This window comes from Pseudomonas sp. NCHU5216 (assembly GCF_052156495.1).
Classification (GTDB): Bacteria; Pseudomonadota; Gammaproteobacteria; order Pseudomonadales; family Pseudomonadaceae; genus Aquipseudomonas.
This window is the reverse complement of sequence record NZ_JBQLIX010000002.1, coordinates 258923-276341: the sequence shown is the minus strand read 5'-3', so window position 1 is coordinate 276341 and position 17419 is coordinate 258923. Positions and strand designations below refer to the sequence as shown.

Here is a 17419-nt window from a genome sequence, read left to right as displayed (position 1 = left end):
CTGTTCGCCCACTACCAGCAGGGCATGACCGACTACCTGGCCATCGCCCTGCTGCACCACAGCGAAGGCGTGGCAGTCACCGAGGCGCTGGATGTCGCGCCGGCCAAGCACCTGGACCTGGGCCAGCTGCACCTGGCCGCGCGCATCAACATCAGCGAGTGGCAGAACAACAAGCAGTCCAAGCAGTACATCTCGTTCATCAAGGGCAAGAACGGCAAGAAGGTCTCGGACTACTTCCGCGACTTCATCGGCTGCCAGGAAGGCGTCGATGCGCCAAGCGAAACCCGCACCCTGCTCAAGGCCTTCAGCGACTACGTCGAGAGCGAGGATCTGCCGGAAGAACAGGCACGTGCCAAAACCGAAACCCTGGTCGATTACGCCACCAGCCAGGCGAAGCTCGGCGTGCCGATCACCCTGGACGAGCTGTCCGGGCTGATCGACGAAGACCGCCCGCGCGCTTTCTACGAGCACATCCGCAACAAGGACTACGGCATGGCCCCGGAATTCCCGGCAGACAAGCGCACCCTCAGCCAGTTCCGCCGCTTCACCGGTCGTGCCGAAGGCCTGTCGATCAGCTTTGAGTCGCACCTGCTGGGCTCGGCCATCGAGTACGACGAGGCGCGCGACATGCTCATTGTTCGCCAAGTACCTACTCAACTTAAGGACCAGTTGAAGCGGAACAAGTAAGCGTTGCTATCAACGCTGGGTTGATAACAGGGGCCAAGATGGCCCCTGTTTTTCGTTCCTTGTTTTGAGTACTCGGGCACCAGGTGATCTGCAATCATTGAGGGATCAGAAATGGTGATCCGTATATGAGACCTTCGCGTTTATTCATCGCTCCACTCTGTATTGCCGTTACAGCTGGTTGCACCAGCTCCCCCCCGGCCTACCAGGGCAACCCGTTTGATGAGCCTGCAGCGGTTCCTTCTCAGGCAGATGCTGACGGCCTGGCGTTTCAGCGCGCCCCGACTGGGCCGCTGCCACGAGCGCCTATAACTGACCTCCCAGCAATCCAGGGCCGAGCAACTAATGCTGCTACCACCTCAGCTGAAAGCTACGCTGTACCCCCTGCTTCAGCCCCAATCGAAGTGGGTGAGACTGAACCGACTGTGAGCGGCTCTTCGCTGCGCCATGAACTGCCCGTTGATGACGAGATCCTCATTGAGGCCCACCGAGTTGGTGATCTGGGTGACGTCAGTGGAGAGGTCGAGCTGCTCTCTGTTGCAGGAAGCCGCGGTAACCCTCAAGCCTTCTACGAGCTGGCACGCATCCACCTCAACGGTGAGGGTGTCTCTAAATCACCTGAAGCGGCCGTCGCATATCTGAATCAAGCAATGGGCATGGGGCATGACGAATCCACCCGGGTACTGGGATGGCTGTATGTCATGGGTACGGGTGTTGCTCGTGATCTCGAATACGGGAAACTTTTGCTGGCCAAGGCAGCTGAAACCAGTGTGCGGGCTCAGCGTGAGTTCGGAATGTCCCTGGCCAATCTGCGAAGTCCGCATCTAGATGACATCGAGCAAGGCCTCGAGCTGCTGCAGAGAGCGTCACAAGCTGGAGATGCTGAAGCGGCTGCAGCATACCGATCAGTGTTTGCTGGGGAGCCGAAGGCTCAAGACGTTGCGCCGGCGAGAGTGGTTGCGACAGCCCCTGTACCAGCTACACCGGTGAAGGAACGGGCGCTTCGAGGAGACGTCGTCGCGATGTACGACTACGCACTTGCGGTGTCGCTCGGAAAAGCGAAAGAGCCTGATGCGCAGTTCTTTGCTTACTGCTGGTATTCGGTCGCAGCCTCTAGGGGGCATAAACTCGCAGCAGCTGAAGCGAGATCTCTGAGTGGAGTTCGAACGATTGCAGATCGGGAATCGCCTGGCAGAACCGATCGCTGCATCGCTGACCTCAACGCCAAGGTTGACGCAAATATGGCCTCTGGCCGTTAAAGTCAGTTGGCGTTCGCCGCCTGCAATCCTGCATCTGTGATCTGATATCCAACCTCTGGTGCGGCCAGGGCTTGGACAAAACCAAAGCTTGCGAGACGACGAATCAGCCGGCCGCCACCCATGGCCTGCTGATTGGAGTTCAGGTGCGGATTGAGCACAGCTGCCAGATCCGCTGCACTCCCAATCCGCCCCCCTAAAGATTTCAGTGCGCGCAAGCCGGCCAGATCTCGGTCAGTGAGCGCAATGTTCATTTTGCCCTTAGAGAAATTCTGTTGGTGGAGCAAGAAGGTACGGGGCGATCGGCTATTCATGTCTGTCACAGATTGGCGCTGTTGCCAAAACTGTACCCGCTCTTGGATTAGCGACAAGCCAAATAGCCCATCGCAAATTCTGACTTACCCATAGGGCCCTGCTGAACTTGGTTCCCTCTTTTCGGCTGGCGCACTGGTACGTATTCAGCAAGGATGTGCGCCGAGTGCACCACTACCCAATCGAGGAAGCATGTCATGTCGAATGAAGATCAACTTCGCGTGATGATTGTTGACGACTCTCAGACCATTCGGAACGCCGGCGAGAACTACCTGACTGCTGCAGGTTGTACTGTGCACCTGGCTGAGGATGGCTTTGACTGCATCGCGCGGGTCAAAGACTTTGACCCGCAGTTCTTCTTTATTGACGTGATGATGCCCCGTTTGGATGGCTACCAGGCCACCCAACTCATCCGGAATCATGAGCGGTACCGAGACACGCCGATCGTGTTCTTGTCCTCAAAAGACGGGCTTTTTGATAAGGCCAAGGGCGAAGCTGCTGGAGCAACGGAGTATCTGACCAAGCCATTCAAGCGAGAGGACCTGGTCGACGCAGTCAAACGCCTGGTACCTGGCTTTAACCCTCATTCGTGACGAAGTCAGCGGCAGCTCTTGCGCTGCTTGATTTCATCATCGCTCGGCCGTTCGTGAATGAAGACGAACTCCGGCTTGCCATCTGCCATATAGATCTCAAGCCAGCCCCACTCCTCCAGGGACTCATCTACCGGTACATCAGGGCGACGGTCTGCACGCCAAGGTTCTCTGGCTACTAGCGTTCTCATAGATGACCCTCCAGTGTTTTGCCCGGTATAGCTGATTCAGTAGCGGGCGCAACCCAAAATGCCGCGGGGATCTCTCTGTTGGCTTGAAAGTTTCTGCATCGACGTTAGACAGGATGTCGTAGGCACTTACGCCATCTCGAACTGAGCCGAAACTCGGCCTGACGACTCTTCTAACGGAGCATGATCATGAGCGAACTTCTTCTGCGCGTCGTTTACCTGGCCCTGGGCATCTACACCTTCGCCAGTGCACTCATTACCACCAGCTGCTTGATGACCAAGGGCGGTGGCAAAGTATCGGCGGTCGACGCTTTCAACATGGGAAGCTTGTGGCTGACCTTTGTGGCGTTGGTGCTGATCGTAGGCTGGGCCTCGAAAGCCACTGCCACCCAGCACGGCCGCAAGCTTCCAGAGGCCTTCCAGCGTGCCGCGTTTCTCGCGCTGGGTTTGTTCTTCTTCACCTGCGCATTCGCGTCCACTATGGCTCTCAGCAAGCCTGATCTCTCGCCATCCGACGTTCTCTGCGTGAGCTCTCTCTGGCTAACCTTCGTTGTGTTCGCTTCAGTCGTATGCATCACCCCGCGCGGTACCGCTGCCGGTGTCCCTCTGGCAGCTGTTGCAGCCGTCGCCTGAATTTCGCTACGCGAGTTTGAGGTGCTTCCTCCTCGGGATACAGGCAGAGTACAAGCTCAGAACATGCCTGTGCCGAGGGGAAGATGGCTGATCATCAAGAGACATTTGCTGCGTATGGCGGCATGGACAGCTACAGAGCTATTCATGAAGCGCTTTCTTGCGCGCTGGCTGAACCAGGTGCACAAGGAAACAATGCCCACGGCGCGCGAGCTGCCTTTCTTCTGAGTGAAATCGCTCCTCTGCTTCTGGTTTCGCGCGCTGTGCAGGTGATTCAGGCTCTTGAAGGTGCCGGTGCATCACGTCAACTGCTGCGTGAAGTTGAGGCTCTTCTCTCCCGGGATGCTGCTGACCAGGCTTTGCCGTTGGTGAGCAACCAATGAGCCGTCTCGATGAGCTCACCTTCGAGCAAGGTTTTCCCCTACCAGCTGGTTTGCCAACTCAGGGTTGGCAAACCAAGAGCGCCCGCTGCAAGGACGATAGGTACTTTGTGTCCCGGTGCGGTCGCCTACACCTCGAGCACGCAGGTTTAAAGGCAAGGTTCAGCAGCAACGATGCGTCTGGTGTCCTTCATCTGTACACATCTGGCATGAATGGTGAGGAATGGTTTGAGCTCTGGCTGCACTTTCACAACGGCCAGGTCCAACAAGCCACGACAGAGCCATCCAGGTTAGATGGTTTTCGTGGAGAGACCACTTGGCACTTAGACGCCAATCGGGTGAGTGAGGCGATCGACGATGTTGACGATCTGATTTCCATCATCCGTCTTGCCAGGGCTCAGGGAAACCGACAATTCACCTCGGACAGTGTCCGGATCATGGTTGGTCTGGCGCTCTGCGACAAGGATTTGCTGGGCGACGTTCCGCCGGTGAATGCCTGGCGGTATCTGTCATCTGAACAGGTAAAAGCTGTCAGCACCTGGTGGAAGTAGACTCCTCCTGTCGCGTCGAGTTTTGCAGCGCCAGTTTCCGCTACTACAGCGTTTCGTAGCCTGATAGCCTTGCTACACACCTACCTGAGATGTGACATGCCAAACCCTGGAGCCATCAGTGAGCAAGCTGACCGAAAGCTGGAAGCTCTACGCGGTTTACCCACCGGCGCCGCTGCCGGCCGGCCGTTAACGCTTTCTGAGATTGGAGTCGACCCCGCCGACACCGCGGGCAGTGGTGATCACTACTTGCGCCTTCTGTTCAGGGACATTGGCGAGGTGGTCGGTGCAGACTTCATCGAGTCTCTCGATCCCGTTCTCCTCGAGCAGTTCTGCGTTATGTCCGTTACTCGCAACGAGCCAGGCGGAGAGATCCTGAGGGCGCTCATCCAGTCCTTCATGACTGCTTACGCTCGGCGTGACTCTGCTGACGATGCAATGGTGTGCCTGGCAAACCTTCTTCAGGCCGCCGAGCAACAGCCGGACAATGGGTACCTGACAAACTAGGGCCTGCCTTCAAAAAAATGCCGTGTGCTGGTTCTGGCACAGGTGACAGCACCATCCAATGAGGTCACTTTCAAAAGGAGTGCACCTCATGACCCCAGTACCCAATATCCGCTCGACGCCTCAGTTGGGTTTCGACTTTCTCGGCTCTGAGCCCGAGGCCATGTCAGTGAATCGCCCTGGCAATACCATCTCGATCGAGTTCGAGACCGGTGTGAGCACGGGCATCAAAGTGGCGGACGCTCTTTCGCGCATGTACGTAGACGATCGTGTATTTCGCCTGGGTAAGACCAACTGGCGGATGTTGCTCGATCACGCCTTGGCCCGTGGTTACACGGAGCTCTACCAGGTTGATGATGGCCGCCTGGCCCTTCGGATTCCTGGCGATCGCTATGGTCCAATCGCTCGGATGCCTGAAGTAGGACCGGAGTATGTGAAGCGCACGCTGATGAGCAAGTCGCTTACCGCGATGCAGCGGCGCCAGGATACGGTCAAGTCCGGCCGCCTGGCTGCGGCAGCAGGACTCAAGCTCGAGTGGGCTGCTGGACTGAAAGGTCTTGAGCTGTTCGTGTTTGAGGGGCGCCGACTCGCGGCATCCATTGCGGTCTCTCTCGATGAGATCCCTGTGACTGCCCAAAGTTGGATTGCGGATGTGCCGATCCAGTCGGCGCACTTCACCAAGCTGATTCGCGACGCCTCGATTGATGATCGGGATGGCGCCCTGGGAATGGCAGCAGCCGGGTCCCTTGGCACCTTTCTTCAACCCGGGGGGAAATGAAATGCGGCGGCCAGTTCTTTTCGGAGTATTGGAGCACCTGCTCGAGGATGACCTGGATCTGGGTGCTTCAGATATCTGCCCCGGATTGATTCGGTCCGCGGGATCAGCGATCGCCGACATGTTCCTGGATCTGGGCTACCAGTTGATAGGCGAGTTCCAGGACGGTCGAGATTTAGTCCAGAGCTACTTCTGCCAGCGCACTGGTGAAAGCTTTGAATTGCTTGGTCTGACGATGGTTCTCAACACGCTGAACGATCAGATGCCGGTTTCGCTCCTGATTCGTTGTGTTGGTGCTGAGTCGGACCGCGTCCCTCGAGCAGGTAGCGCAGTCCGATATCGGGGCAGCTGGTATCGATTGCTCACCCCGCAGACGACCCTTCTGGATGTGTTGGAACTGGCTCGTGAGGTTCCCGCTCCTAGTTTCCCTTTCACGTTGCCGGAGGCGGCATAGATGGCTGCCCGTAAGAAAGGCCGGCGCGAACACGACCATCCACTGCGCGCGTTGCGCAAAACCATGGGCCTATCGCAGCAGGAGCTTGGTGATGAACTCGGCTTGGCTAGAACGACGATTCTCACTGCTGAGAAAAGTGACCCCAAGACCAGCTTGATGCTCTCGGCCATCGGCTTGGGGTGTCTCCGGATGAGCGGCGAGCGAGTCTTGAAGTTGACGGGCAAGAGAATGGCTGAGCGCCGATCTCTATTGGGGTTGAGTCAGAAGGATCTAGCCGAGGCTTTGGGCTACGCAGAGTCATCGGTCCAGACGTGGGAGCGTCAAGGCCCTCCTCTCTGGGTACATCCCGCCCTGGTAGCAGTGGCCGTGACTATAGTGGCTCGTTAGACACGCTCGAGCAGCCTCACCTTTACACCGCGCTCGCGCAGGATATCGCCTGCGCGCTGCAGTCTTGAGTCTCCACGCTCCGCAATGATTATTGCGTGCGAGAGGCCGCCGGGGAGTGTTTCCTCACGCGGGTGATCCTTGCAACGGTCTGCTGGTATCTGAAGCGCTTTCAACAACGTGGCCTTTTGGGGCGATTGGCAAATACCTGTCGGTACCAGCAGCTCTCCAACCTTGTGGTCGCCGACTAGCTGCGAGATCTTTCTGATCTCCTCGGGGGTGATACCACCATCTGCGGTAACCACAAACAGTCGATCCATGGAGGCCTTAGCAATCCCCACCTGCTCCATTCGAACGAAATCGAGTCTGCCTTTGCAGCTATTACAGATCCTAAAGCGACCGGAACTGATTGAAGAGTGCATGCGTTTCGAAAGCTGAAAGGTACGACACCGGCATCGATACTGATACGGCCTGGGTGAAGACTGCGTGGTGTCCATGCGGTGGCAACGGTCGGGCGCCAGGCCAAAGCAATCTGTCATGATCGCTTGCCAGCGGGGCCCATGCCCTTCACCTTTCCCATAAAGCTGAAACGCTACGAGATGTGCAACCTCATGAGGAATCGTCTGCCCGACAACCTCCTTTAGGTTGGCCTCAAGCAGGATTCGATTAATGCGGATCGTGGGTTGAGATCCATCCGGATAGACACGGAACTGCCCAGCAACACGGCCCTTTAGATCAAACCGGATCGCCGAGATACTGAACACGCACTTGTAGTGCTGCTCAGCAATAGCCAAGCATTCTCGCACTCTCTGGTAGGCCGCTTTGACGCTATCCAATCTGGTCCCCCTCCACTTGCATCGATGATGCCGTGACCTGCAATCGGTGCAAGCCAAGTTGGGTGGAGCGTTTCCCGTCGAATTTGCTGAACGGAAATAGGCTTGCGGGTGTACGCAGGGTGGTTAGGCTGAAGCCCTCACAGCTGAGGCTTCCCTATGATTGCTGCTAAGCAGTTCATTCAAACCGCGTTACAGATCGAGTTACTTCCCGCTGAATTCACTCTGGAGCAGACACTCGATCTGGTTACTCAGGCTTTGCAGAACAGTCTTGATTCACGCTCCGACGTCGACGAGGTGCGAATCACCGCGCTGCGGAAGGCCCTGGGCACCATTGAGTCGACCACAACTGATCCGGTAGCAGCTCTAACAGCAAAACGAGCGTTGGTGACCGACGATGACTGAGATGAGCCTGCAGCAAGTAATGGTTGCTGATCTGGTACCAGACGCGGCACCGGACCTAGAGATCTTCGGACATATGCTGGCGCTTGGCTTATCTGAGCTTGGCCTCAAGGCCCAGATGGAGCTTCTAGACGGTTGGGCAAGAATTTCCCTGGAGGTCGGCCTGGAAGCCTACCAGTTCGGAATTCTCGAACCGGAGCGGGCCGGACTTTCTAAGGATGCGATCGACCTCCGCTTTGGCTTTTCATTGTCATTTGGAGTTCCAGACGGCGGCCTTCTGGATTCCATTCCCGACGTCATATTGAGCCTGCCGGCGGTCACGACCGTTGGTGAGCTGTTGAGCATCGTGCAGGGAAAGGTAAGTCCCGGGGGGTTCGTAGCACTGGAGAATTTTTCGGCACGCCACGCGCTATCGGTCCCGATCGAAAAATTCCCCAAGAGCGTGTTGCTGGCCGTGGGCGAGGCAGGTGGCGAGGCAGGATGGCGAATGGAGGCGACAAGGATTCGATACGACCTCTGGACCCAGGACGGTGGCAAGCTGCAAATCCACTCTCTGGTACCGACCAACAATCCGCATGAAGCAGCTCGTGAGGCGAACGAGCTCGGCTACTGGCCGACGGTCTATCGTTGTCTATCGGGACGGTTTGTCTGCTTCAAGTCTACGAGTGGCGGTGTTTTCATTTAACCAGGTGACAAGGAGTTACTGCCCTAGGGTAGCAGGCAGTACTCCTGGAGAAGCTTCAGCCTATCACCGGAGTTCACAGGGCTGGGCTTGATCTCCGTGGTGATCGATCGTTCGGTTGTCTGGCGTACCGAAGGCATCTTGTTCGGACCCTGCCGGATTTCGTAGACGATGCGGACGTCATAGCAGTGCTGCTTCACGCAGCCTGCATCGGCAGTGCAACTCTTACCTGTTCTCTCAACGTACGGCTCAGTCTGCTTACAGGTGACCGCGGATAGACCGGCCGTGCACTGGAATCCTTCGAGCTTCAGGTCATGTACAAGGTTCTCGGTGGCCGGGCTTGGGCTCGCAATCCAACCCGCTGTGCAACCTGAGAGCATGGAGATCGCTGCCAGTGTGAGGATGTGGCTTCTAGGCACGAGGAAGATCTCTGGTGAAGAGGGAAGCAAAGTAACCGGTGTGTGCAAGCAGCGCGAACCAAAAGTGGTGCAGGAAGTTCACTGGATTTTGGTGTTAGCGCTTTGGCTGGAATTCCCAGGGTTGCGCCGTATCCTCTTGCTACCTCGAACCAGGATTCAAGAAATGCTGAGTAAATCCAAGCTCTCTCTCTGTGTTGCTGTAGCCCTAAGCGCAAGCGTTGGCATTGGGGTTCTGTTGTCTCTCCCACCGGCCGGAGAGGTCGAAGCGTCAGCTGCTCCTCTCCAGGATGCAGATCAGGTGAAAGCATCGATCGTCGAGCAGTTCCGGGATCACCCAGAGTCCTTCACTGTTGCTGCAGCAGCAGCACGTCTCGCTGATGCGAGAGTTGATGGATTCGCTGTGTGCGTGGCCACGGTTGAAGCGACTGCTGAGCAGTATGTGTCGGTCGCGAGTTACATCGATCAAGCCAGGAAGAACGCTGGCGCGTTCAAGTCGGTCGTTGATCACGTGATGGACCAGCCCCAAGGCATGAGTGACTGCGATTTTCGCGTCATCAGTGCCATTGCCCGACTGACTAAGTAGACCAGCCCTACCGACCCTAAGTGAGTTCTCTTGGCATGACAGAAGCAACGTTCAGTTTCACAGGCACCCCGACAGGAAGGCTGATCCAGCCTAAGAAGGCTCTCGTAGCCATCTTCTGGTATGTCACGGCACTGATAGTGGGGGTTCTGGCGTTCGCAGCCGGCGCTGGCATTCACGGCCTGCTGTTCAGCCAACTCGGAGGGGTTCTTTTCGTCGGCCTGTGCTATCTACTCGCCCGCCGATCGGGCGCTGCTGGCAAGTTCATTGGACGATTCGGAGTCAAGGATCTGGCCTTGGGTGTTGGGGCTGTAGCTTTCATCTACGCCGCCGCGCTGCTTGCTCAAAAGGCCCTGGATATACCTCAAGAAGCGATGATGGCTTCTCTGTTTCAGGATCGTACCGCCCTTGAGGTCTTCTCAATTCTGGTCGTCGTGCTGGTGCTGGCCCCAGTCGGCGAAGAGCTCGCAATGCGGCACTTTTTCCTTGGGGCTTTTGACTGGCGTCGAAACGTACGGGTGGCAACCTGTGCTGTTGTTGCTAGCTCAGGGGTATTTGCTTTGATCCACATAGGCCAGTACGACAACAAGCTGTCCCTTCTGGTGATATTTGCCGTCGGTGTTGTCGCGGGGTATTTGCGGATTCGCTCTGACGGGCTGTTGCTGCCTATGATCGTCCATGGGTGTGCAGGTGGTTGCGCGCTGATCGTCAACCTCCTTCTCTGAATTCTTTCCTCCCAGCAGCGCTATGCGATCGCTGCTTCTGGCACAACACCGCTGGCCACCTAATGACCTCGAATCCCAATCGAGGTCTACTCCATGAAACCCCTCTCTCGTGCTACCTGGATCGCATTCGCTTCGCTGACCTTCGGAATCCTTTTTGGCTGCGCTGCGATTGGCTCGCTGCTGGTTTCGAGTAATCCACCATTTTTTGTCCCGCACCTCCTTGCTACTGCTGTGGCTGCAGCGCCGGCAATGCTGGTTGCGTTCGGTGTTGCTGCATTCTGGAGGCCAGCCCGGGCCGGCTTGCCCCCGCTGCTATTTCTCGGTGGCTTTACAGTGCCCGTGGATCTGGCGTTCCTTTGCCTACAAGGCCTCTTTGGCGAGCAGACGCTCAGACTGATCATTGGCGTTCTGTTGGTTGCCGCGGCGGCATGGGTATCCATTCCGATTTCGGGCGCCCAGGGCCGCTGTCTGTTACTGGGTGAGCGAAAGAGTTCGTTAAAGGTCCGCGTTGAGCCGGTGATCTCGAAATGAGCGGCGTCGACGTGCACCATCAGAAAGCAGTGTCGATGACTGAGCGGGCTCGTAACTGGCTCAAGAGTAATCCAAGTCTGGTCGACGTCAGGAAGGCCCAAATGGCCGTTGTGGCAAAAGCCGAGTCTGAAGGTGGCGATCTGAACGAAAGCCGCAAGACCTCGGACCTTCTCAGTGAGTACTTTGTTGATCTAGGCGGCGACCTGGATGAGCTCTCGATGTTTCGGGATGAACAGCCGGAGGTGGCGACAGCTGCATGCCAGGCCGCTCAGCTCGACCTGTCCCCTCTCTGCCCGGACGGACCGATTTCGGCGCCGCTTGCTGCAGGGGAGAAACTCCAGTTGTTCCAGGATCTCCAACGGCAGTTTGGTCAACTGAAGGGGCGGTCATGACGAAGCCCCTTGATGCTGCCAGGCAATGGGTCACTGATGAGTCACCATCAGAAGAGGAGATCCAGCAGTCAGTAGACAACCTTTGCCATCTTTACGCGGGCCCGCCTGCAGGCATGGGGCACGAGGACATCTTGGCTGCTATGAGCTACCTGATGAATCTTCTCGGCAAGCCAATGGACGAGATAGTGGTTCCTGAACGAAAGAGCACCCTCAGCTTGGATTCCGGCCCGCTTATCGATTTTCAGGACGCAACGCAGGGAGAGTCCTCAGCTGAAAGCCTCGAGGAACGTCGAGTGCGTTTTGAAGCTCTCCGGATGGAGTTAAAGGCTCCCTTCTAGTCGGCCTCACGCCGGCGGCCCTTCAAGGGTTCAACTGGAAGGCTTGGTACGACGCTGGCGTCAACATATAGGTCGGCGTCGAAAGCCTTCATCACGGACTTGAGTTCCGCTTCCTGCAGCAGGCGTGCGAGCGCAGGATGATTTCTGGTGATCGACTGCCATGCCTCTTTCTTCCGGCCTTCAGAGAGGCCGGTGAGGCGTACAAGCTTCTCGCCGGCCGGCAGAAGGGGCATCGAATAGCTTTCCATCCAGCTGGGTGGCTTCTCGCTCATGAGTTCCAAGTCAGTATCACGTTGAGGAGTCACTACTTTGCCGCGGGCAGAAACGAGGTCAACTCAAAACCCCAGTCGGGATTTCCTGCGTCTGTTTTGACTGGTGCATACCCGTCGCCTCGTTAGAATTCCTCTCAATTCGGGTAATACAGCTCTGACATGAAGGCATTAATCATCACCGACCAGGCCAGCACAGCTTTTGGCGCTCTTCAGGCCCTGGATGAAATGTTTACTGAGCTGCAGGTTTGCAACTCGGTTGAAGCGGCAATGCAGTTAAGACCCGGCTTTGGCCCTGACATGATTGTCGTCACGGATCTGAACTCGCCGCGTCGTGCTGCCGCGAGCGTTGCCCAGGAAGCAGCTATTGGTGATACGCCGGTGATCATCCTCACCGCTGGGCTATCTGCTGTGTGCAGCACTTACCCTCGCTGCTCCGTTCGTTTAACGCCACCCTTGACCCCACTGCGGGCGCGGAGAGCTCTTGAGCACTTGGGGCTGCCGGTACCTGCTTCGAAATATCCACTCCCCGCAGTTGCGGGCAGCCACATGTCGTAAGGACTCTTCAAATGATCAAGCCGATCCTCAGCTATACCGCCCTGTGCCTCGCGATAACCGGCTGCGCTGCTAAGCAGCCTGAGTTGCATGACTGGGCATACCAGTACGACTCCCAAGTGCACTCGGGGACCGTTCATGTCAAAGAAACGACCAATGTGCCGAACGAGCAGTGCGATATCCATTGGCGCAATGGGCGGACCTATCAGCCAAGCGGTGTGCAACAGACAGTTGGCTTCCGTCTCGAGCTTCAGATTCATGATGAATACCAGGACTCCACCAGCGAGTTGATCAAGGTTGTGCTTCCGTCCAACCAAGGTAGCGATGTCCTGGTGCGCGACCTGCAGAAGACCAAGACGCTCATGCTGAGCCCAGATGCAAACGGGATCATGAAGCAGGGCGATCTGTTCTTCTTCCCGAACGGCTACTTTGTGCGTGCGGCCCAGCCGGCGTTTGTTGGCAATGACGTGACATTCTGCCTTGGGGTCGACCACACCTACCTGCCGGATAGCGAGCTGTCTTCTTCGAATCCTCAGATCAACATGGACAGGCTCAATATCCGCTTCGCTGCAGAACCTGGCGTTGAAAAGACCTACAGCTTCGGCTCGGCCAAAGTGACTGTTCGAGCTGTGCTTCTGTGAAGGCCAGGTCTGTACTGGTTCTGCAGCCAGGGATGGGGATTGCATCCACTCTGTCTGGACTCACTGCAACTGAGCTGGCGTGCTACGTCCTGGGCGTTTACGAGTCGATGTTCGTGGGTGAGAGCCCTGTTTACCCAGAAGGTAAGGCGCAATTCATCCGTGACGTCCTCTGTGAGGGTTACATGGAATGCACCGAGGTCGTGGAGTGGACAGGTGTTGATGAAGTGGTTGAGCTGGATCTGGAAACGATCGAGCCCACCCCGGCCCACCGGCTGGATCACGCCAGTTTCCGTGACGTATCAGCTCATAAGCTGATGATGAAGAAATTCGCAGCAACTCTAACTTGAGGTATCACATGCGCTGGATGGCCATGCTTTTTCTATTCTCCCCGGTGGTGGCTCAAGCCTCCACTGAGGAACTGAATGTCACGATTGCGTATGGAACCCTGGAGCCGGTTGTATATCACTATCCGCTCGATCAGGAGCGGCGCGAGATCGATCTGCGCAAAAGCGATCGCTACCATGTCGCTTTCAAGGACACAGTCACCAAGAAGAGTATCTGTCGTGAAGCTCAGTACAAGACTGGCCTCTCGCTTACCCTGAAGCCTCTGCCAAAGGAGAAGGACGGTGGGCAGAAGGTGGAAGTGATCGGCCTGGTATCTAAGTTGGCTGGTGTGACTGACGGAGAGCGACTTTCTTGTGGTCTCAACCAGGAAGTGACTCTGAGCCATCAGGACTTTTCGGATACCGTGCTCGTTGAGGAGAACAGATCCAAGGCGATCGTCATTGACGGTGCGTACACAGTTATCCTCAAGATCCAGTAGAGGCTTTCTAGCTGCAGGAGGTGCGTAATGGCTTGGCACTATTCGCGTGTTGATCACCTGGTCCCGACTGCAGTCTGCTTCTTCTGCGAACGCCCACTTCGCAGCGCGAAAGGAATCGTCATCACCGATGGTGTGAAGGAGGCCTACGCGGGACCAAATTGCGCCAAGAAGCACCTTGGGGCCCCAGAGGAGCGTCTACTTGACGTTGCGCGCCTAGCCTTGCTGGTTGTGTCCGAGGGCGACCCCGGAGAGTCATCAGGGACAGCACCTCAGCCGAATCCCTCAACCCCTGATCCAGTCCCCCAGCGAGGGACTGGCAGTTCCTCAACGACCCCGGTGGCAAGAGCCCCCCTCCCCCCCCTGGATTCTGTTGCGCAGTACTTGCGTCTGCGCTACGAGATCATGGGAGCTTTCAAGTTCCACAAGTCGGCCCTGCTCACTGAGGCGTATGACTCGCTCAAGAGCGGCGAAATGGACGAGATTCTTCGAAAGCGCGTTGCGGGCACTATGCGCAGCGCTGGTGAAAATCAGACCGTGTTCAGCGAACGCAACATCAAGATTTGCGTGGCCATGAATCACTGGCTTCAGGAGGCTGTCAGGGAGACCCCCAAGGAGAGAGCTGGATTCCTGCAGGGCATGCTCAGCGCCCTGCACTCACGCTGGTTCCTCACTCGAAAGCAGCTTGAGGGAATAAATGCTTGGGGTGAGGGCTTGCGCAAGCGAGTTCACGACTTCCCGCACCTCGACATCAGTGTTTTCGATGGCGTGGTTGTTCCAGATTTCATGCAACGCTCGGCCAAGACAGACCAAAAATCTTCGTAGCGTTGATGTAGAGAAAAGGATTTCCTACAGGTTCTGCCACAACTGGACTGACCTCAATCTGTGCCCATCAGCAAACAGAACGAGGCTCCAACCGTGACTGCATCCACCCCTGAAACTGCAATCGCAGCAGCTGTGCGCCAAGACACCCAACAGGTAGGCGATCAGCTCCTGACTATTCCGCTGAATCAGATTCGTCGGAATCCGAACATCGATCCGCGCAAAGGCCGCAACGCTCAAGACTTCAAAGACCTGTGTGCGAGTATCGCTAGCCAGGGTGTACTTCAGCCGATTCTGGTACGCCCCATCGAAGGCGCCGAGGTGCCCTATGAGGTTGTTGCGGGCAACAGCCGTTTCGACGGTTCGGTCGAAGTGGGCAAGGAGTCGATCCCGGCGCTTGTCCGTGTAATGACCGACGCCGAGGCTCGTACTGCAGCCGCCATTGAGAACATTCAGCGATCTGACCTGACGCCCATTGAGGAGGCTTGGCACTGCGTGCGCCTGCTTGCCGACTCAGGCAATGACCACAGCGAGGTTTGCCGCAAGCTGGGTTGGAGTCGCAAGCTGCTGGACAGTCGTGTTCTCCTCTCGAAATGCTGTGATGAAGTAGCTACTGCCCTGGTTAGTGGCCAGATCAAGCTCGGCCATGCTGAGCTGCTGGCACCGCTGGTGCCGGATGAACAGCGCAGCATCTGCAAGGCGATCATTGACCGCGAACTGACGGTTGTAGCGACTCGTGACCGCATGATGCAGCTTACACCACTGATCTCGACTGCCCGCTTCGATACCAGCGCCTGTGCAGGCTGCGAGCACAACAGTCAGCGCTACGCTGATCTGTTCAGTGCATCCGTTGGCGAGGCCAAGTGTCAGTACCGTGCGTGTTGGAACAAGAAGACTGAGGAGCTGATCGAGGTTAAGCGTCTTGAGGCCGAGGCTGACTACGGACTTGTCCACACAGACCTGACCCTCCCTGCGGACGGTTACATCCTGATTGCGGCGACTGGCCCAAGTGGTGTCGGTACGGCGCAGATGAACGCCTGCATGTCCTGCCCACGCTACGGTGCTGTTGTTTCGACCAGCCAGGGCCGTGAGGGTGAGGTTGCGGGTGGTTACTGCTTCGATAAGAACTGTCACGCCGATCACGTCAAGGCATACCAGTTGGTTGTCGCTGAAGCGAACGGCGAAACCGTTGCGGATGAAGAAGCAACTAGCGCGGAGGGTGCAGCAGCATCCACGGTGCCGGCAGCCGGTGCTGCGAAGAAAGGCCCAGCCAATACGCCAAAGGGGAAAGCCAAGCCCCAGGAGATCAAGCGCTCGATTAAGAAGGTAGCGTTCGGCATGTATGGCCGCATGGCCCAGCAGGCTATCCAGTCGAGCCGCCAACTGACTCTCGCGATCAGCATTGTCAGTCTCTATCTGGACGTGCGCTCTGACGTTCCTGACGAGGCTCTGAAAGCAGCGCTCAAGGACGTCAAATTCCCTGTAGGTCTGTCGAACTTCAGCCGCGCCAACTTCGAGGTGCAGCTCGCCGCGATGCCCGTTGAAACCCTGGAGCAACTCCTGTGCGACATCGCTGCTACCTCGGTGCTTCGTCGCGACAGTTCGGACAGTTTTGCCAAGTCGATCTCTGGTGCGCAGTCACTTGCCTTCGTTCAAGCATCGGAGATGAATCCGACCGACTTCTTCCAGATGACAGAGGAATACCTCAAGGCACTGACCAAGCCGGGAATCATTCAAGACTGCAAGGCCAGCGGTTTCGACAAGAAATTTGACGAGATCAAAGGCGACAAGGCGTTCTCCAAGCTGGCCGCAGGAAAGGTCGATGACCTTAACAAAGCGATCCTGGATTTCACTGAGTTCAGTTGGAGCGGCTACTTGCCTGAAGCGCTGAAAGTTTCTGCGCATACCGATTCTGCCACCGCCTGAGCGGCCCCAAGCTGACACCACTTTCACAGGAGCAACAACATGGAAACGAGTAAATCCATCCTGCACGCAGTCGCCAGTGCTCTGAGCAACGGCCAAAGTGCCCGAATCGATGTTACCGGCCTTGGCGACGGTAAGGTCAAAGTCATCTACACGCCTCAGATTGGTGAAACGCCTGAAGGCGCGAGCCAGGAGCTTATCAATCTGCGAGCGGCCATTGCCCGTCCCTTCGTTGTCACCGGCACTGCCGGTGAGATCGAGGACAGTTTCGCGGCCCGGCTTCAAGAGAAAGCTGCGGTTGTATCTCGTGGCATGAACGCCCTGGATGAAATCGAGCGGCTGGCCCAGGCGGCTCGCAGTACAACCAAACCTGCCGCTGCACCCCAGGCCCAGGCCCCAAGGGAGCTGTCTGCCGACGATGAAGAGGAGGAGGAAGACGGCAGTGGTGGCGAAACCTCTGCGACCGCTCAGGGCGGTGCGCCTGCCGAGGCTGCGCCCCAACAGAAACCGACATCTATCGCGGCCGAATTTTAAGGAGCAGTTATGGCACAGATTCTCGATTTGGTACGTGTTTTCCGTTTCGGCGCTCGTGACCTGCCTGATCCGAACCCGGCTCTGTCGCCGGAGGAAGTAATGAAGCACTACGCCGGCCAGTTCCCTCGCCTGCTGGGCGCAAAGGTCATCGAACCCATCATCGAAGGAGACAACCATGTCTACGAGTTCAAGCAAGCAAACTTCGGTGATCGGGGCTGACAGCCCCCTCGACCTGCTGCGGTCGTGGG

The 17419-nt window shown here is 57.0% G+C and carries 28 protein-coding genes; 24 read left to right on the top strand and 4 right to left on the bottom strand.

The genetic code is table 11. From position 1 onward, the window contains the following. Both yejK and ACSVIK_RS03105 read left to right on the top strand, forming a co-directional pair. The coding region (yejK, locus tag ACSVIK_RS03110) for a nucleoid-associated protein YejK (RefSeq protein WP_442442920.1) at positions 1 to 687 on the top strand (687 nt) is incomplete at its 5' end. Between the two features lie 422 nt (positions 688 to 1109). Then, positions 1110 to 1943: a tetratricopeptide repeat protein gene (locus ACSVIK_RS03105; RefSeq protein WP_442442919.1), complete on the top strand. Its 834-nt coding sequence runs from the start codon at positions 1110 to 1112 to the stop codon at positions 1941 to 1943. A gap of 2 nt (positions 1944 to 1945) precedes the next feature. Here ACSVIK_RS03105 and ACSVIK_RS03100 read toward each other — a convergent pair whose 3' ends face one another. Continuing rightward, positions 1946 to 2254, bottom strand: coding sequence for a hypothetical protein (locus ACSVIK_RS03100; RefSeq protein ID WP_442442918.1), 309 nt, complete (start codon positions 2252 to 2254; stop codon positions 1946 to 1948). 195 nt (positions 2255 to 2449) lie between these two features. On the opposite strand from ACSVIK_RS03100, the gene ACSVIK_RS03095 reads away from it, so the two are divergent. Next, positions 2450 to 2845, top strand: a complete 396-nt coding sequence (locus ACSVIK_RS03095; RefSeq protein WP_442442917.1) for a response regulator — start codon at positions 2450 to 2452, stop codon at positions 2843 to 2845. 5 nt (positions 2846 to 2850) lie between these two features. On the opposite strand, the gene ACSVIK_RS03090 is transcribed toward ACSVIK_RS03095, so the two are convergent. Further along, on the bottom strand, positions 2851 to 3033 hold the full coding sequence (locus tag ACSVIK_RS03090) for a hypothetical protein (protein ID WP_442442916.1): 183 nt from the start codon (positions 3031 to 3033) through the stop codon (positions 2851 to 2853). Between the two features lie 186 nt (positions 3034 to 3219). On the opposite strand from ACSVIK_RS03090, the gene ACSVIK_RS03085 reads away from it, so the two are divergent. The 6 genes from ACSVIK_RS03085 (at position 3220) to ACSVIK_RS03060 (ending at position 6321) form a co-directional block, all read left to right on the top strand. Next, positions 3220 to 3663, top strand: a complete 444-nt coding sequence (locus ACSVIK_RS03085; RefSeq protein WP_442442915.1) for a hypothetical protein — start codon at positions 3220 to 3222, stop codon at positions 3661 to 3663. Between the two features lie 83 nt (positions 3664 to 3746). Continuing rightward, positions 3747 to 4043: a hypothetical protein gene (locus ACSVIK_RS03080; protein WP_442442914.1), complete on the top strand. Its 297-nt coding sequence runs from the start codon at positions 3747 to 3749 to the stop codon at positions 4041 to 4043. After that, positions 4040 to 4591: a hypothetical protein gene (locus tag ACSVIK_RS03075; RefSeq protein ID WP_442442913.1), complete on the top strand. Its 552-nt coding sequence runs from the start codon at positions 4040 to 4042 to the stop codon at positions 4589 to 4591. The genes ACSVIK_RS03080 and ACSVIK_RS03075 overlap by 4 nt, the downstream gene beginning before the upstream one ends. Positions 4592 to 4687: 96 nt before the next feature. After that, on the top strand, positions 4688 to 5095 hold the full coding sequence (locus ACSVIK_RS03070; protein WP_442442912.1) for a hypothetical protein: 408 nt from the start codon (positions 4688 to 4690) through the stop codon (positions 5093 to 5095). 88 nt (positions 5096 to 5183) lie between these two features. Beyond that, positions 5184 to 5870, top strand: coding sequence for a hypothetical protein (locus tag ACSVIK_RS03065; protein WP_442442911.1), 687 nt, complete (start codon positions 5184 to 5186; stop codon positions 5868 to 5870). Continuing rightward, positions 5806 to 6321, top strand: coding sequence for a hypothetical protein (locus tag ACSVIK_RS03060; RefSeq protein WP_442442910.1), 516 nt, complete (start codon positions 5806 to 5808; stop codon positions 6319 to 6321). Before ACSVIK_RS03065 ends, ACSVIK_RS03060 begins: the two co-directional genes overlap by 65 nt. Before the next feature lie 383 nt (positions 6322 to 6704). On the opposite strand, the gene ACSVIK_RS03055 is transcribed toward ACSVIK_RS03060, so the two are convergent. Beyond that, positions 6705 to 7541: a SprT family zinc-dependent metalloprotease gene (locus ACSVIK_RS03055; RefSeq protein WP_442442909.1), complete on the bottom strand. Its 837-nt coding sequence runs from the start codon at positions 7539 to 7541 to the stop codon at positions 6705 to 6707. Positions 7542 to 7697: 156 nt separating this feature from the next. Between ACSVIK_RS03055 and ACSVIK_RS03050 the strand changes: the two genes are divergently transcribed. From ACSVIK_RS03050 to ACSVIK_RS03020, 7 genes are all read left to right on the top strand, one after another. Then, the gene (locus ACSVIK_RS03050; protein WP_442442908.1) at positions 7698 to 7943 is read left to right on the top strand and encodes a hypothetical protein; all 246 of its coding nucleotides are present in this window, start codon (positions 7698 to 7700) and stop codon (positions 7941 to 7943) included. A gap of 1 nt (position 7944) precedes the next feature. Then, on the top strand, positions 7945 to 8625 hold the full coding sequence (locus tag ACSVIK_RS03045; protein ID WP_442442907.1) for a hypothetical protein: 681 nt from the start codon (positions 7945 to 7947) through the stop codon (positions 8623 to 8625). Positions 8626 to 9000: 375 nt separating this feature from the next. After that, positions 9001 to 9624, top strand: coding sequence for a hypothetical protein (locus ACSVIK_RS03040; RefSeq protein WP_442442906.1), 624 nt, complete (start codon positions 9001 to 9003; stop codon positions 9622 to 9624). 35 nt (positions 9625 to 9659) lie between these two features. Beyond that, positions 9660 to 10346, top strand: a complete 687-nt coding sequence (locus tag ACSVIK_RS03035) for a CPBP family intramembrane glutamic endopeptidase (RefSeq protein WP_442442905.1) — start codon at positions 9660 to 9662, stop codon at positions 10344 to 10346. Positions 10347 to 10439: 93 nt separating this feature from the next. Then, positions 10440 to 10877 carry a hypothetical protein gene (locus tag ACSVIK_RS03030; RefSeq protein ID WP_442442904.1) on the top strand — a complete coding sequence of 146 codons (438 nt, stop codon included), beginning with the start codon at positions 10440 to 10442 and terminating at the stop codon, positions 10875 to 10877. After that, positions 10874 to 11269 (top strand): hypothetical protein, encoded by a 396-nt coding sequence (locus ACSVIK_RS03025; protein WP_442442903.1) that lies wholly within the window; start codon positions 10874 to 10876, stop codon positions 11267 to 11269. The genes ACSVIK_RS03030 and ACSVIK_RS03025 overlap by 4 nt, the downstream gene beginning before the upstream one ends. Further along, on the top strand, positions 11266 to 11607 hold the full coding sequence (locus tag ACSVIK_RS03020) for a hypothetical protein (protein WP_442442902.1): 342 nt from the start codon (positions 11266 to 11268) through the stop codon (positions 11605 to 11607). Before ACSVIK_RS03025 ends, ACSVIK_RS03020 begins: the two co-directional genes overlap by 4 nt. On the opposite strand, the gene ACSVIK_RS03015 is transcribed toward ACSVIK_RS03020, so the two are convergent. Beyond that, entirely contained in the window at positions 11604 to 11879 is a 276-nt protein-coding gene (locus ACSVIK_RS03015) for a hypothetical protein (protein ID WP_442442901.1), read from the bottom strand. The two genes, ACSVIK_RS03020 and ACSVIK_RS03015, sit on opposite strands and share 4 nt — an antisense overlap. A gap of 159 nt (positions 11880 to 12038) precedes the next feature. Here ACSVIK_RS03015 and ACSVIK_RS03010 point away from each other — a divergent pair, with 159 nt between their 5' ends. The 8 genes from ACSVIK_RS03010 (at position 12039) to ACSVIK_RS02975 (ending at position 17390) form a co-directional block, all read left to right on the top strand. Beyond that, positions 12039 to 12434 carry a hypothetical protein gene (locus ACSVIK_RS03010; protein WP_442442900.1) on the top strand — a complete coding sequence of 132 codons (396 nt, stop codon included), beginning with the start codon at positions 12039 to 12041 and terminating at the stop codon, positions 12432 to 12434. Positions 12435 to 12445: 11 nt separating this feature from the next. After that, positions 12446 to 13072 carry a hypothetical protein gene (locus ACSVIK_RS03005; protein WP_442442899.1) on the top strand — a complete coding sequence of 209 codons (627 nt, stop codon included), beginning with the start codon at positions 12446 to 12448 and terminating at the stop codon, positions 13070 to 13072. Positions 13073 to 13104: 32 nt separating this feature from the next. Next, the gene (locus tag ACSVIK_RS03000; protein ID WP_442442898.1) at positions 13105 to 13419 is read left to right on the top strand and encodes a hypothetical protein; all 315 of its coding nucleotides are present in this window, start codon (positions 13105 to 13107) and stop codon (positions 13417 to 13419) included. Between the two features lie 8 nt (positions 13420 to 13427). Continuing rightward, complete coding sequence (locus ACSVIK_RS02995) at positions 13428 to 13895, top strand: hypothetical protein (RefSeq protein ID WP_442442897.1); 468 nt, start codon at positions 13428 to 13430, stop codon at positions 13893 to 13895. Between the two features lie 381 nt (positions 13896 to 14276). Next, positions 14277 to 14717, top strand: coding sequence for a hypothetical protein (locus ACSVIK_RS02990; protein ID WP_442442896.1), 441 nt, complete (start codon positions 14277 to 14279; stop codon positions 14715 to 14717). 93 nt (positions 14718 to 14810) lie between these two features. Then, entirely contained in the window at positions 14811 to 16640 is a 1830-nt protein-coding gene (locus tag ACSVIK_RS02985) for a PRTRC system ParB family protein (RefSeq protein WP_442442895.1), read from the top strand. A gap of 39 nt (positions 16641 to 16679) precedes the next feature. Then, entirely contained in the window at positions 16680 to 17171 is a 492-nt protein-coding gene (locus ACSVIK_RS02980) for a PRTRC system protein E (RefSeq protein ID WP_442442894.1), read from the top strand. Positions 17172 to 17180: 9 nt separating this feature from the next. After that, complete coding sequence (locus ACSVIK_RS02975) at positions 17181 to 17390, top strand: PRTRC system protein C (RefSeq protein WP_270137913.1); 210 nt, start codon at positions 17181 to 17183, stop codon at positions 17388 to 17390. The last annotated feature ends 29 nt before the right edge of the window (positions 17391 to 17419 follow it).

Coding starts and splice junctions, on each gene's coding strand:
- ACSVIK_RS03100 (WP_442442918.1), bottom strand. CDS start 2,254: ATGAATAGCCGATCGCCCCGTACCTTCTTGCTCCACCAACAGAATTTC.
- ACSVIK_RS03095 (WP_442442917.1), top strand. CDS start 2,450: ATGTCGAATGAAGATCAACTTCGCGTGATGATTGTTGACGACTCTCAG.
- ACSVIK_RS03090 (WP_442442916.1), bottom strand. CDS start 3,033: ATGAGAACGCTAGTAGCCAGAGAACCTTGGCGTGCAGACCGTCGCCCT.
- ACSVIK_RS03085 (WP_442442915.1), top strand. CDS start 3,220: ATGAGCGAACTTCTTCTGCGCGTCGTTTACCTGGCCCTGGGCATCTAC.
- ACSVIK_RS03080 (WP_442442914.1), top strand. CDS start 3,747: ATGGCTGATCATCAAGAGACATTTGCTGCGTATGGCGGCATGGACAGC.
- ACSVIK_RS03075 (WP_442442913.1), top strand. CDS start 4,040: ATGAGCCGTCTCGATGAGCTCACCTTCGAGCAAGGTTTTCCCCTACCA.
- ACSVIK_RS03070 (WP_442442912.1), top strand. CDS start 4,688: ATGCCAAACCCTGGAGCCATCAGTGAGCAAGCTGACCGAAAGCTGGAA.
- ACSVIK_RS03065 (WP_442442911.1), top strand. CDS start 5,184: ATGACCCCAGTACCCAATATCCGCTCGACGCCTCAGTTGGGTTTCGAC.
- ACSVIK_RS03060 (WP_442442910.1), top strand. CDS start 5,806: ATGGCGCCCTGGGAATGGCAGCAGCCGGGTCCCTTGGCACCTTTCTTC.
- ACSVIK_RS03050 (WP_442442908.1), top strand. CDS start 7,698: ATGATTGCTGCTAAGCAGTTCATTCAAACCGCGTTACAGATCGAGTTA.
- ACSVIK_RS03045 (WP_442442907.1), top strand. CDS start 7,945: ATGAGCCTGCAGCAAGTAATGGTTGCTGATCTGGTACCAGACGCGGCA.
- ACSVIK_RS03040 (WP_442442906.1), top strand. CDS start 9,001: ATGGAGATCGCTGCCAGTGTGAGGATGTGGCTTCTAGGCACGAGGAAG.
- ACSVIK_RS03035 (WP_442442905.1), top strand. CDS start 9,660: ATGACAGAAGCAACGTTCAGTTTCACAGGCACCCCGACAGGAAGGCTG.
- ACSVIK_RS03030 (WP_442442904.1), top strand. CDS start 10,440: ATGAAACCCCTCTCTCGTGCTACCTGGATCGCATTCGCTTCGCTGACC.
- ACSVIK_RS03025 (WP_442442903.1), top strand. CDS start 10,874: ATGAGCGGCGTCGACGTGCACCATCAGAAAGCAGTGTCGATGACTGAG.
- ACSVIK_RS03020 (WP_442442902.1), top strand. CDS start 11,266: ATGACGAAGCCCCTTGATGCTGCCAGGCAATGGGTCACTGATGAGTCA.
- ACSVIK_RS03015 (WP_442442901.1), bottom strand. CDS start 11,879: ATGAGCGAGAAGCCACCCAGCTGGATGGAAAGCTATTCGATGCCCCTT.
- ACSVIK_RS03010 (WP_442442900.1), top strand. CDS start 12,039: ATGAAGGCATTAATCATCACCGACCAGGCCAGCACAGCTTTTGGCGCT.
- ACSVIK_RS03005 (WP_442442899.1), top strand. CDS start 12,446: ATGATCAAGCCGATCCTCAGCTATACCGCCCTGTGCCTCGCGATAACC.
- ACSVIK_RS03000 (WP_442442898.1), top strand. CDS start 13,105: ATGGGGATTGCATCCACTCTGTCTGGACTCACTGCAACTGAGCTGGCG.
- ACSVIK_RS02995 (WP_442442897.1), top strand. CDS start 13,428: ATGCGCTGGATGGCCATGCTTTTTCTATTCTCCCCGGTGGTGGCTCAA.
- ACSVIK_RS02980 (WP_442442894.1), top strand. CDS start 16,680: ATGGAAACGAGTAAATCCATCCTGCACGCAGTCGCCAGTGCTCTGAGC.
- ACSVIK_RS02975 (WP_270137913.1), top strand. CDS start 17,181: ATGGCACAGATTCTCGATTTGGTACGTGTTTTCCGTTTCGGCGCTCGT.